Origin of the sequence: Pseudoalteromonas rubra (assembly GCF_001482385.1) — a bacterium.
GTDB lineage: Bacteria > Pseudomonadota > Gammaproteobacteria > Enterobacterales > Alteromonadaceae > Pseudoalteromonas > Pseudoalteromonas ardens.
Map to the genome: position 1 here is coordinate 737,652 of NZ_CP013612.1, position 13,815 is coordinate 751,466.

At 40.2% G+C, this 13,815-nt stretch carries 6 protein-coding genes; 3 read left to right on the forward strand and 3 right to left on the reverse strand.

Annotated elements, in window-relative coordinates:
- Positions 1-17: 17 nt before the first annotated feature.
- Positions 18-2,393, reverse strand: coding sequence for a phosphoenolpyruvate synthase (gene ppsA / locus AT705_RS22265; protein ID WP_058798529.1), 2,376 nt, complete (start codon positions 2,391-2,393; stop codon positions 18-20).
- A gap of 140 nt (positions 2,394-2,533) precedes the next feature.
- Here ppsA and ppsR point away from each other — a divergent pair, with 140 nt between their 5' ends.
- Positions 2,534-3,343, forward strand: coding sequence for a posphoenolpyruvate synthetase regulatory kinase/phosphorylase PpsR (ppsR, locus tag AT705_RS22270; protein ID WP_058798530.1), 810 nt, complete (start codon positions 2,534-2,536; stop codon positions 3,341-3,343).
- A gap of 33 nt (positions 3,344-3,376) precedes the next feature.
- On the opposite strand, the gene AT705_RS22275 is transcribed toward ppsR, so the two are convergent.
- On the reverse strand, positions 3,377-4,732 hold the full coding sequence (locus AT705_RS22275) for a class II 3-deoxy-7-phosphoheptulonate synthase (RefSeq protein WP_058798531.1): 1,356 nt from the start codon (positions 4,730-4,732) through the stop codon (positions 3,377-3,379).
- Positions 4,733-6,351: 1,619 nt separating this feature from the next.
- Here AT705_RS22275 and AT705_RS22280 point away from each other — a divergent pair.
- A complete protein-coding gene (locus tag AT705_RS22280; protein ID WP_058798532.1) occupies positions 6,352-7,224 on the forward strand; it encodes a DNA replication terminus site-binding protein in 873 nt (290 codons plus the stop codon).
- 3,427 nt (positions 7,225-10,651) lie between these two features.
- Here AT705_RS22280 and AT705_RS22285 read toward each other — a convergent pair.
- Positions 10,652-11,866 (reverse strand): hypothetical protein, encoded by a 1,215-nt coding sequence (locus AT705_RS22285; protein WP_049863272.1) that lies wholly within the window; start codon positions 11,864-11,866, stop codon positions 10,652-10,654.
- Positions 11,867-12,567: 701 nt separating this feature from the next.
- Between AT705_RS22285 and AT705_RS22290 the strand changes: the two genes are divergently transcribed.
- Positions 12,568-13,800, forward strand: a complete 1,233-nt coding sequence (locus AT705_RS22290) for an AAA family ATPase (RefSeq protein ID WP_058798533.1) — start codon at positions 12,568-12,570, stop codon at positions 13,798-13,800.
- Positions 13,801-13,815: the final 15 nt, after the last annotated feature.

The following is a 13,815-nucleotide window of genomic DNA, read 5'->3' on the forward strand; positions in this document are numbered from 1 at the left end:
TTAACTAACTAATTCTATTAAGCTTTATTTTGCTCTGCAAGGTATAGCCAGGTTTCAAGCACTGTGTCAGGGTTAAGTGATACAGAGTCGATACCCTGGTCGACCAACCAAGCTGCAAAGTCTTCATGATCCGACGGACCCTGGCCACAAATACCAACGTATTTGCCTTTTGCTTTGGCAGTCTGAATAGCCATAGAAAGCAGCTTTTTGATAGCCGGGTTACGCTCATCGAACAAGTGTGCAATCAGACCTGAATCTCGGTCTAGGCCCAAAGTTAACTGAGTAAGGTCATTTGAACCGATTGAGAATCCATCAAAATATTCAAGGAATTCTTCAGCCAAAAGTGCATTTGAAGGTAATTCACACATCATGATTACTTTCAGGCCATTTTCGCCACGCTTAAGGCCGTGTTCTTCAAGAAGCTGAATAACCTGAGCCGCTTCTTCAAGTGTACGTACGAACGGAATCATAATCTCGACGTTGTCCAGACCCATTCCGTTACGAACGCGCTTGATTGCTTCACATTCAAGCGCGAAACATTCACGGAAATCTTCCGAAATGTAGCGTGATGCACCGCGGAAACCAATCATTGGGTTTTCTTCTTCCGGCTCGTATTGTTGACCGCCAACTAAGTTCGCGTACTCGTTTGACTTGAAGTCAGACATACGAACAATAACTCGTTCTGGAGCAAACGCTGCACCAAGCGTAGAAATACCTTCGACCAGTTTGGCGATATAGAATTCGACTGGAGACTCATATCCTGCAATGATATCTTTAATTTCAGCTTGAAGATCTGCCGGCTGCGTATCAAAGTTAATAAGTGCTTTGGGGTGCACACCAATCATACGGTTAATGATGAATTCTAGACGAGCAAGACCAATACCTGCATGTGGCAGTTTAGCGAAGTCGAATGCGCGGTCTGGATTGCCCACGTTCATCATTATCTTCATCGGAATTTCAGGCATTGAGTCAATGCGTGATGAAATGACTTCAAAGTCTAGCTTACCCTGGTAGATGTAACCTGTATCACCCTCTGCACAGGAAACGGTTACTTCGTCTCCATGCTTGATGGTATCCGTTGCGTTACCACAACCTACTACAGCAGGAATACCCAACTCACGAGCAATAATTGCAGCATGACAAGTACGTCCACCACGATTAGTAACGATCGCAGCGGCGCGCTTCATGATAGGTTCCCAATCAGGGTCTGTCATATCTGTCACAAGGATGTCGCCCTGCTCAACTTTATCCATTTCATCGATTGAGTTAAGTACACGTACTACACCGCTACCAATTTTATGGCCAATTGCGCGACCTTCGCAAACTACGTTTGACTTTTCTTTAAGCTGATAGCGTTCCATAACGTTGGCGTCTTCATTAGAACGCACAGTTTCTGGACGAGCCTGTACGATATAAAGCTTACCATCGTTGCCATCTTTAGCCCATTCAATGTCCATTGGACGGCCATAGTGCTTTTCAATGATCACAGCTTGCTTAGCAAGTTCTTCTACTTCGCTATCTGTGATGGAGAATCGTTTAGATAGTTCTGGCTCCATATCAACGATCTCAACTTGCTTGCCGTGAGATTCGTCGTTTGAATACACCATTTGAATTGCTTTGGAACCAATATTACGTCTGACAACTGCTGGTAGGCCTTTAGCCAAAGTTGGTTTATGGACATAAAATTCATCCGGGTTCACAGCACCCTGTACTACCATTTCACCAAGGCCATAGCTCGAAGTGACAAATACTACATCTTCAAAACCTGATTCTGTATCAATGGTGAACATAACACCTGAAGATGCCTTGTCAGAGCGGACCATGCGTTGAATACCGGCAGAAAGCGCAACACCCCGGTGGTCGTAACCCTGGTGAACTCGATAAGAAATAGCGCGATCGTTAAACAGAGATGCAAACACGTGTTTGATGGCAACCATCACTGCGTCTATGCCTTTTACGTTCAGGAAAGTTTCTTGCTGTCCGGCAAAAGATGCGTCTGGCATATCTTCTGCGGTGGCTGAAGAACGCACTGCGAAGGAGACATCGTTGTTTTCATCACCGTGGAGCGACGCGTAAGCTTCACGAATAGCTTGGTCTAATTCTGACTGGAATGGTGTGTCGATTACCCATTGTCTGATTTGGGCGCCGACTTTGGCAAGTTCGTTGACGTCGTCAACATCGAGAGTATCTAGAATGGTGTGAATCTTTTCATTGAGCCCTGATTGCTCAAGGAATTCATTAAAGGCGTCTGCCGTCGTCGCGAATCCACCGGGTACTTGTACACCAGCATTGGCAAGGTTAGATATCATTTCACCCAGAGAAGCATTTTTACCACCAACTCTAGGTACGTCTTGCATACCTAACTCTTGATACCAGAGAACGTAGTCTTGCACGGAACTGTCTCCAAAACAAATTGTATTTAATGTGAGAGAAAAATTGACCTTCCTATAGGTCAAAGGCATTCTACAACTTAAAGCATAGCGACGTAAACCGCGACGCGAAAAAATACTAAAAAAGTAATTTAAAGGTTAAAATGAGAACTGCATTTTATATATCAGACGGGACGGCGATTACATCAGAAGTGTTCGGTCATGCTACCCTATCCATGTTTCCTGTGGACTTTAATCATAAAACTATTCCATTTGTTGAAACGGTTGATAAAGCTGAAAAGATCAAAGACTTAATTAACGAGACTGCCATAACGAGTGGTGAAAAACCGCTGGTATTTTTCACTTTTGTAAACCCTATATTGTCTGACATTATTTTGACATCTGACGGTGTTTGCTATGACTTTCTCTCTTATTCAAGTGAGATAGTAAAAAGAGAGTTGAAAGTAGCACCTGTGCCAAAAATCCACAGAACACACAGCATTCACGAAGCCACTTACGACTTCAGAATTGATGCAGTCAATTATGCTCTTGCAAATGACGATGGCGCAAATGTAAAAGATTATGAGAAAGCAGATATCATATTGGTTGGGGTGAGTCGTAGTGGAAAAACACCGACTAGTCTTTATCTTGCATTACAATATGGCATTAAAGCCGCGAATTATCCAATGACCGAAGATGACCTTGAAAAAGGCGCCCTACCTAGGTGTCTCATGCCGTTTAAACACAAAATATTTGGATTAACGATCGACCCTGAACGTCTATCAGCAATTAGGCAAGAGCGTATGGCCAATTCACGTTACGCTTCTATTAGACAATGCAGAATTGAAGTGAGGGAAGTAGAGATGTTGTTTAAAAAGCATAGGATACCCTACCTTAATTCAACAAAGTTTTCTGTTGAAGAAATTTCTGCAAAGATCATGTCAGAAACAAACTTGGAAAGACGTAAGTGCTAACACAAAAGGCCCCTTAGGGCCTTTCTTATTGATTTAGACGCGATTTCTTGCGTCTTTAAGTAAGTCTGCGACCAGGAAACCTAGTTCGAGGACTTGATCTGCATTCAAGCGCGGATCACACTGGGTGCGGTAGCGTTGAGCTAAGTCCTCGTCTGAAAGACCGTAAGCACCGCCAATACACTCAGTAACGTGCTGGCCTGTCATTTCCAGGTGCACACCACCCGGATAAGAGCCCTCTGACTTGTGTACTGCGAAGAACTGACTGATTTCACGCAGTATATTATTAAAGCTACGAGTTTTGTATCCAGTGCTGGCTTTTTCTGTATTGCCATGCATAGGATCTGAACTCCAGACCACCTTACGACCTTCTTCTTGAACTTTTCTGACCAGTGCTGGTAGTTTTTCGGGCAAGATGTCTGCACCCATTCGAGTTATTAAGGTCAATCGACCTGGGATATTCTCAGGGTTAAGCGCGTCGATAAGTTGGATAAGCTCGTCTGGTTTCATACCTGGGCCTACCTTCACGCCAATCGGATTCTTAATACCTCTGAAAAACTCGATATGTGCGTGGTCTAGCTGCCTTGTTCTTTCACCAATCCAGACGAAATGCGCTGAACAATCGTACCAATCGCCACTGAGGTGATCACGGCGAGTAAGTGCCTGTTCATACCCTAACAGCAACGCTTCGTGAGACGTATATAAATGCGTTTCTTTAAGGCTTGGCGCGACGGTCGCATCGATGCCACATACTTCCATAAACTCTAAAGCTTCCTGGATCCGGTTTGCGAGCTGTTGAAACTTTTCTTTCATTGGGTTCGCTGCAACGAAGCTCATATTCCAACGGCTAACTTGATGCAAATCCGCAAGACCGCCTTGTGCAAATGCTCGCAACAGGTTCAGTGTAGATGCGCTGTGATGGTATGCAGTCAGCAATCTTTTAGGATCTGGTATACGCGCTTCTTCTGTAAATTCGAAGCTATTGACGATGTCACCGCGGTATGACGGTAAAGCAACGCCATTGATAGTCTCAAAATCTGAAGACCGTGGCTTAGCATATTGACCAGCCATTCTTGCTATTTTGACAACCGGGCATTTTCCGCCATATGTAAGAACGACCGCCATCTGTAAGAGTGTTTTAAACGTGTCTCTGATATTAGTGGCGCTAAAGTCAGCAAAGGACTCTGCACAATCGCCACCTTGTAGTAAGAAGGCTTTACCTTCACATACGTCCGCCAGGCTTTTATAAAGGCTACGTGTTTCCTCAGCAAACACCAAAGGTGGAGCAGCATTAATTTGCTTCTCTACTGACTCTAGTTCAATTTTATCCGGGTATTCAGGTTGCTGAACTATCGGGTGATCTCTCCAGCTATCTGGACTCCAAGGCTTCATATTTTTTCCTCATTCCTCATTAGTTACCTCAAGGGCAAGGTACCTTATAGACGCTGATGCTTCAAGGATCTTTCGAAGAATTTAAAGGATAATTCAAAATACTAAGAACACATCATACCCAAAGGAAAGATAATTGTTGCTCAGCAACTACATATTTAAAAAACAAGCCTCCAGAAAGCTTAGTTTTCATCTCCTTTGTTCTTAACCTCGGAAATATCCGACACCAAAAATAGAACATTGTAATTATGTTAAATATGCATTACTTTCTGATAGGTCTCCAAGATTAGTAAGCTATAAAAAAGTAGTGCTATATGATTAATACTAGGAGCATATGCATAAGACAAATGACGGAAATTTGCGGCCTTACTCGTCAAATCCAGATAGCTACTGATAACACTGCTATTGTCAGCTTTTTATCTGGTATAAAAAGCCATACTATTGAGTAGCTTCTCTATGGCCATCGCTTCAATGTAGTGCTAAAATCAAGTAGCTGTTTTTATAGATTTTTGGCCGCTTACTCCAGTAAAAACCATCAGGTTTAATAGAGCTAATCTCGCTATACATTGATTCAATCGTTAAGACACCAGGAACTCCTGAATCCGCGACAGAAATTTTTGGCAACTCAGCGCCTACGAGTTTACGTTGTTGACCAGATATTCCCTTCCTCAGTTACGGCATTTATTCGTGCTTACATAGCACGCGCCGTTTTCGAAGGCTCTTAACCGATACTATCAACTACAATTCAATACCTGTAATTCACAGGACGAAGGTCAGAAGGGAACTGCCAGAGCTTGGAGAATTAATTTTTTCGCCCTTTACAGGAGTGGTGCCGTGTGCTTTACACTGTTCAATTGCGTCTCAGAAAAAGTTCAGTGTTGCTTATCGCGATGAGAGCTTTGTTATAATAGCTCTAGTTGGTGGTACGCTTGTTTTAAAAGTTCAACCTCGGCTTATGCATTTGAAATCTGATCGTTTAAGGTTAAGTTAGTCTGATGTTCTAAGAAAAAACACCATATAAAGTTAAACAACAACGACGAATACGGTACAACGTTAAAAATTTTAGCTTTGCTTAAAGTTTTACCTACGTAACATTTAATGAGAAAGCCTTTTATCAGTATTTTGATTATTATTGAAACTGTTGAAAAATATAGAGAACTCGTAAACTCAATAATTTCTATATCGTTAAGAATAACTAAACTTAAAATACAGTGTTTTGCTCATTACAATATCTCAGTAAAGTTTCTACTTAGATACATCACAATCATATTTTTATGTATCTATACTTCCCCTTACTATAAAACCAGATATATATCTCAAGCTAAGTATCTGCCAATTCATATATTAACCTTACTCCCTGTACTACTTGGACAAAATTTAGCTAGTCGAATTAGTGTTAAATGATGGACATAGATGAGAGGTAATAAAGATGGACTAATATTGCTTAAGTGACCAATTATGTTTATTATAAAAAAGGAACACATCACACATATAGATTTTAACCATGTAACTTCAACAAATTAGTAAAACTAGAAAAACGCATGCCAAAATCACATGTTCATTAAGTTTTCTACTAACAAAGTGTATAATGCTCATCTATCCTAAAAATCAGGCTCTAAATTATGAAAAGCAAGCTTTCTATACGCTCTCATTTTGATTACCTTTTTGAGCAAATCTCTTTATTTTGTGAAGAAATTAAACAAGCAGACGTGACACAAGCTTACTATTTCAAATTGCCTCCAGTACAAAAAAAAGACGAGCTCTCGGCACCAGATAGTATCCATGTGGAAAAATTAACAGGCCAGGATGCATCCAACCACAGCATCTCTTCTTATAAAGATCTTTTTCTTGATAAAAAAGAAAGTGGCAAAGTTCTCACAAGACATCCCGGGATACTTCTGGTTAATGATCCCAAAAATGAGATACGGAATAGATTGGTTGAAATAAATTTAGCAAAGGATGCCTTCAAAGAACTGATTCTCGAAATTACAAATAACGATGCAAGATTTGAAGCTGTGCACAGTGCCGTTCCCAGTTTAGTCACACTCGCTGCATATAGAAAAATACATTTCGAGGAAGCTGTTCCCTATTCAGTTCGATTCACCTGGATGACCAAACATTCTACCAAAACACTTTCAAAAAAAGCTGCTCTAGATATACTTCAAAGGTCTTCCCAGTACACGAACCCAAGAGCAATTGATCAAAATAATTGGCAGTCAATTGTAGAGCAAGAACGTGTTAGAGTTTCCAGCCTCCCTGATTCTGCAAAGTTGAGGATCAGACGTCCTACAAGAGTTAGCCCGGAAGTAAATGTCCGTTTTAGCGCCAAAAATAGATATCACGTTAGCGGCGCATTACCTTTTGTTTTGCTAAACCCTCAAAACGAAACTAAGATTGGGGATTTAAAAAACTATAGTCGTGACAGCAACGATCCCAGAAAAAAGGAATACAATTATCTGATAGAAAGAATCTATTTGGAAACGATTAATAGTTAACTTTATTTTAATTCTGTATAAGAGCTGAGCACTTCATTGTGATCATCTGGATAACGTAATCAGTAGTTAGAGTGTTTTGAAAAAAATAAAAATTTATCTCAGTTCGATAAAGATCGCTTTGGTTAACTGTGTTGGCAAGGTGTGATTTTTATAGATAGATTCAGTATAATTATTATCTTTTGATTAGATATTTACAGTAATATAAAAGTATAATCCAATACGCTTGTAGGCAAACACATACCTCTTTTTCATGTATGTAAGTGCAAACTTACTTGTGGCATTTAGTGTGAAATGTGCTCGTTCTTTACTACATTAACAACAATAACTTGGCCTTGCATAGATGAGTTTGATCCGTACAGGATACTATTCAACTTTAGAAGTCGAACTAATGGAATCAAGCTTTTAAGTAAGTACTTGCTAATACAAGTTTGAAATAGCCACTTATCAATACACAAATTTCTCACACCGGATGACATTTCATGGTTATTAATGCCGCACATAGATAAGCAACTACTAAATAAAACACATCACTATTGGAAACAACATACCTGTTTTCACCGCATTTACCCCTGTACGTTTCTCCTTCCTAAAAGTTACCCAAGATACAAGGGCTGTTGATCCTGCCAAAAAACCAAAATAGTGACAGTCAATCTCGCCAGGTTTCGCCACCTAAAGAACACATCATATAAATATGTAACAAGTACATTCTTAACGCATACCCCTGCACCTTGCTCCCTCCTAAAAATTAGCCAAGATACGAACTGTTGGTCCTAACAGAAAAGCCAATACAGTGATGCTCATTGTCACGAGGTTCCGTCCCCTTCGCCTAGCAAGGGATATCCAGCCCACAAAGAACACATCATAGGAATAAGTAGCTAGAACAATCTTAACGCGTACCCCTCCACCTTACTCCCTCCTAGAAATTAGCCAAGGTACAGACTAGTGATCCTATCAGAAAAGTCAAAGCAGTGATGGTCAATTTCGCCGGATTCAGTCCCTTGCGGCATGGCTAAGGATATCCAGCAACCTTTCAGGAACACATCATATATTTGAGTAATATAATTTTTTTCAACGCGCCCCCTACAAATTATTGATCCTGTCAAAGAACCAAAATAGTGACTGTCATTCTCACAGGCTACGGTTCCTTGCGGCCTGGCTAAGGATATCCAGCAACCTTTTAGGAACACATCATAGATTTGAGTAATGTAATTCTTTTCAACACGCCCCCTGCAGCTTCTTCCCGTCTAAAAGTAACCCAAGATACAAGGACTGTTGATCCTGTCAAATAACCAAAATAGTGACTGTCAATCTCACCGGCTACGGTTCCTTGTAGCCTGACTATGGATATCCAGCAACCTTAAAAGAACACATCATATAAATGAGTAATGCAGTTCTTTTAAACACGCCCCCTGCAGCTTCCTCCCGCCTAAGAGTTACCCAAGATACAAAGGTTGTTGGTCCTATCAGAAAAGCCAAAGCAGTGATGGTCAATTTCGCCGAATTCAGTCCCTTGCAGCCTGGCTAAGGATATCCAGCAACTTTTTAAGAACACATCATAGAGTTGAGTAATGTAATTCTTTTCAACGCACCCCCTCCAGCTCCTTCCCATCTAAAAGTTACCCAAGATACAAGGACTGTTGATCCTGTCAAATAACCAAAATAGTGACTGTCAATCTCACCGGCTACGGTTCCTTGTAGCCTGACTATGGATATCCAGCAACCTTAAAAGAACACATCATAGAGTTGAGTAATGCAGTTCTTTTAAACACGCCCCCTGCAGCTTTCTCCCGCCTAAGAGTTACCCAAGATACAAAGGTTGTTGATCCTGTCAAATAACCAAAATAGTGACTGTCAATCTCACCGGCTACGGTTCCTTGTAGCCTGACTATGGATATCCAGCAACCTTAAAAGAACACATCATAGAGTTGAGTAATGCAGTTCTTTTAAACACGCCCCCTGCAGCTTTCTCCCGCCTAAGAGTTACCCAAGATACAAAGGTTGTTGGTCCTATCGGAAAAGCCAAAGCAGTGATGGTCAATTTCGCCGAATTCAGTCCCTTGCGGCCTGGCTAAGGATATCCAGCAACTTTTTAAGAACACATCATAGAGTTGAGTAATGTAATTCTTTTCAACGCACCCCCTCCAGCTTCCTCCCACCTAAAAGTTACCCAAGATACAAAGGCTGTTGATCCTGTCAAAGAACCAAAATAGTGACTGTCATTCTCACCGGCTACGGTTCCTTGCGGCCTGACTAAGGATATCCAGCAACCTTAAAGGAACACATCATATTTATGAGTAATGTAATTCTTTTCAACTCACCCCTGCAGCTTCCTCCCACCTAAAAGTTACCCAAGATACAAAGGTTGTTGGTCCTGTCAAAGAACCAAAATAGTGACTGTCATTCTCACCGGCTACGGTTCCTTGCGGCCTGACTAAGGATATCCAGCAACCTTAAAAGAACACATCATATTTATGAGTAATGTAGTTCTTTTCAACTCACCCCCTGCAGCTTCCTCCCACCTAAAAGTTACCCAAGATACAAAGGTTGTTGGTCCTGTCAAAGAACCAAAATAGTGACTGTCATTCTCACCGGCTACGGTTCCTTGCGGCCTGACTAAGGATATCCAGCAACCTTAAAAGAACACATCATATTTATGAGTAATGTAATTCTTTTCAACTCACCCCTGCAGCTTCCTCCCGCCTAAAAGTTACCCAAGATACAAAGGTTGTTGGTCCTGTCAAAGAACCAAAATAGTGACTGTCATTCTCACCGGCTACGGTTCCTTTTAGCCTGACTATGGATATCCAGCAACCTTAAAAGAACACATCATATTTATGAGTAATGTAATTCTTTTCAACTCACCCCCTGCAGCTTCCTCCCGCCTAAAAGTTACCCAAGATACAAAGGTTGTTGGTCCTGTCAAAGAACCAAAATAGTGACTGTCATTCTCACCGGCTACGGTTCCTTGCGGCCTGACTAAGGATATCCAGCGACCTTAAAGGAACACATCATATTTATGAGTAATGTAATTCTTTTCAACTCACCCCCTGCAGCTTACTCCCACCTAAAAGTTACCCAAGATACAAAGGTTGTTGGTCCTGTCAAAAAAGCCTAAATAGTGGTGCTCATTTTCGCCGGATTCAGTCCCATGCTAACAAAAGCAAAGGGATATCCAGCAACCACGAAAGAACACATCATAAACTAGTAAAAATACTATACTGCCTACAAACTTTTCTATTGATTAGAATGAAAAATAGACACAGTTTAATATGTTTAATCAAAAAAACCTTTTGATAAGCAGAAAAATGATACATTGTGTACAATCTTTTGAGGGAATTGTATAAATATAAAACAAAACCTCTCTATTTAACATAATCAAGCGTTCTTTATAGATCAAGCCTAGCTAGAAGCTTACTTTATCTACAGGCTATTTTTTAACTATTTCTTCAAGGGTATCTTCATCGATGATTTCTGCATTTTCAACAATGCGCTTACCACCTTGAATTTCAATACGCTTATTATGTTTATTTAATGCTAATATCTCATCACAGAACTGTGCTGATGGATGCATTTCGTACACATAATCGATGATTTTGCCGCTTTTATCATCTTTTACATTTGAAATATGGTACTCAGATATCGCCCCTTTTTCGATTAGGTCTTTCATCGTTGTAGTCATATCTCTACGTAAAGCTTTCAATTTATTGTCGGTTATTTCATCATCTGGATAGATAGAACCATACTTTTCCATAATAGATAAAAGTCGAAAATGGTACGTTTTACCAGGCGCTGCATATCTCCACAAATGATATAGGCGTAGCATCATCCAACGTGATAGACCACGTTTAAGCTCTTGTGCGCTGTTGAAGTAGTAGCCTTTATATTCCAAATTATCGATCATGTTATGAACGAAAGCATTCAGACAGGCTACACATTTTACATTTCCGCCCTGACCTTTCTTTCCACTAAAATGCAAAGAAGACAAAAAGTTCATATTTGACTCGTAAAAAGAGTCATCAATATCTGTACTTTTAGTATCCGTAGCCCGATATTTGAACGAAAGTTTAGACCCTTGAAGCGCCTCTAATGACTCTTTGATCTGTGGGTAAGGCATTGATTGACCTACAGCTTTTAGCTCTTGGGCCAACTCATTCATGGAAAAAATTACCGCATATTGAATACCGGACTTAAAATTTATTTTGACTATCTTACCTTTCGAAGCAAGACGAATTAATGCCCGTTCAACCTTCTCTTCTCTGTCCGATGGCCAGACTAAGAACTCAGCTTCTTCGCCATCTTTTTTACTACTCACAACCGCAGGAGTGATTTTTAATTCACCGTCATACAGTATGCCATCGACCTTTTCAGAAATACGCCTGGAAATAATTGTTTTCTTTGGAGCCTCTTCTAGAGGTAATTTTTTGTAACCAGAGCGGACAAAGCGCCCCCAAAGATCGTAGTGATTAAAGGTGTTAGAGTAAGCTCGCAAACCATGGTTAGGACTTTCCAGCGAAACACGTACATCTTTGTTATCAGTGAACAGCGCTAAACTTTCATTATCAGTTGCACTTTCAACACCATGGATCTGACCTCTAAGGGAATCAGGTAAATTATCAACGGAGATGTTTACCTTGCGGCTCATTTTATTACTTCCAGAATTCTGTGACAGTTAATGACAACACATTCACGATCAAAAGTTAATTGTTTAAGTTAGTAAAAAAGTGATCTAGGCAAAAAAACCAAGATGAGATCAATTTTTTACTAACTGATGCATAACTTGAGATCCATATTATACTAACTGTCGCTCTAAATCCCCTTAGTACCCCTCGGTTTCATGTTCAATTCCGGCAAATATGGCCTTATCTCTTAGTAGTTGTGGATAAAACACTATGCAGCTAGTAAGGATCCGATCTATTCCAAGTAGAGATCTGATCTATATCAATTAAAACATCTGAGGGATCCTATAAAAGTGTATAACTCTATGAAATAACTTAGTAAAATATAGATCTATGCACCTTAAAAAGTGGATAACGCTGTGTATAAGCTGTGATAACAATAGTTTTTATGAAGCAGGTTGGTAAAAACACGATCTACGAGTACTCAAAGATCTGATCTTAACTAAGTATTATCTTGATCCAATCAACTCGGTATATATTCAATAAAAACAATTAGATAGGATTTATGGTAAGTCTCTTAGCCTTTAATACCTAAAGATCTAACCAATTCTAATCTTATTTATTTATTCTTTAAGCAAACTATCAATATAGATGTCTTTGTTTTTTTATGTTTACTGCAAAAGTAATGGACATTATAATAATAACCATCTTTTGAAGGAAATAACGTATGTCTATCAATAGCAACGCGCTCTCTACGTACCGGCTGCTGAAAGCAACCGCTGAAGTCGCTGAAAAATCCCTTGAAGGTCGAATTCAACATTATCGTGCGCACCTAAAAAGTGAAGATAAAGAACTTCGCACCTATACACAAAAAGCAGCGGCAGACTTACTTGGTGTAAATAACAGAACACTAAAAAGACGCCATGATCAAGGTGACTTCGACCATCTCGCAATTCAAAAAGGCGCAAACGGTCATTATGCCTATACATTAGCAAATATCTTCTCAATGGCTGAAATTTTAGGGATCCAGGCTGATCATAGAAAATCTGAAGACAAACTTCAGGTTATTGTAATCAATAGTTTAAAAGGTGGGTGTGGGAAGACTACTAGCCTCGTAAATATTGCAGCAGCGCTTGCAACAACGAATATTAAACGTTATCGCATTGGGATCATTGATTTGGATCCTCAAGGATCATCATCGAGCTTTTTTCCTTCACAAGATCCAGAACCGATTACTGTCGGTGATCTAATGCGGGATTGTATTGAACTTGATGAAGGTGAAACATGGGATCAATTAGTTTCCGATGCTTTCAGAGAAACACATATACCAAATATTCGTGTATTACCATCAGGAATGGACGATTTTTATTTTGAGCATGAGACAGCCACTGAACTAAAAGAGTCCTCAAGCTATGCTCAAACCCGTCACTACCATAGGTTAAAGGAAAAGGTCATAGAGCCAGTTTCAGAGCAATTTGATATTATCCTGATAGATACAGCCCCTTCTCTTAATTTCATGTTCTACAACGCATTGATGGCGTCTACAGCGATGCTAATACCTGTACACCCAGAAGCAGTCGATTTTGATGCAAATAATAAATACCTCAAGCGACTGGGCGAAATTTACCATACGGTGGCAGCACTCGGACATGAAGGCTGGGACTTTATGCAATTCCTGGTAACTAACTATGTGAAAGGTAACCATTCTCAACGAGACATAGTCAAAGACGTACGCAGCGCCTTTGGCCGTCAGGTAATGAGTTATCCGATTAACCACAGCTCTGCGATTACGGCGAGCTCTTCTTCGTTTAATACAATATTCGATCAAAAAACGTCAGATTCATTGGCAAGTCGTGAGTCGTTGATCAAATCTCAAGAAAATATTAAAGACGTGGTTGATGAACTCGAAATGTTGATCCGTTCAAATTGGCCTTCAACTCAGTCATCACTCGATCAGTAAGCAGGTAAACTATTT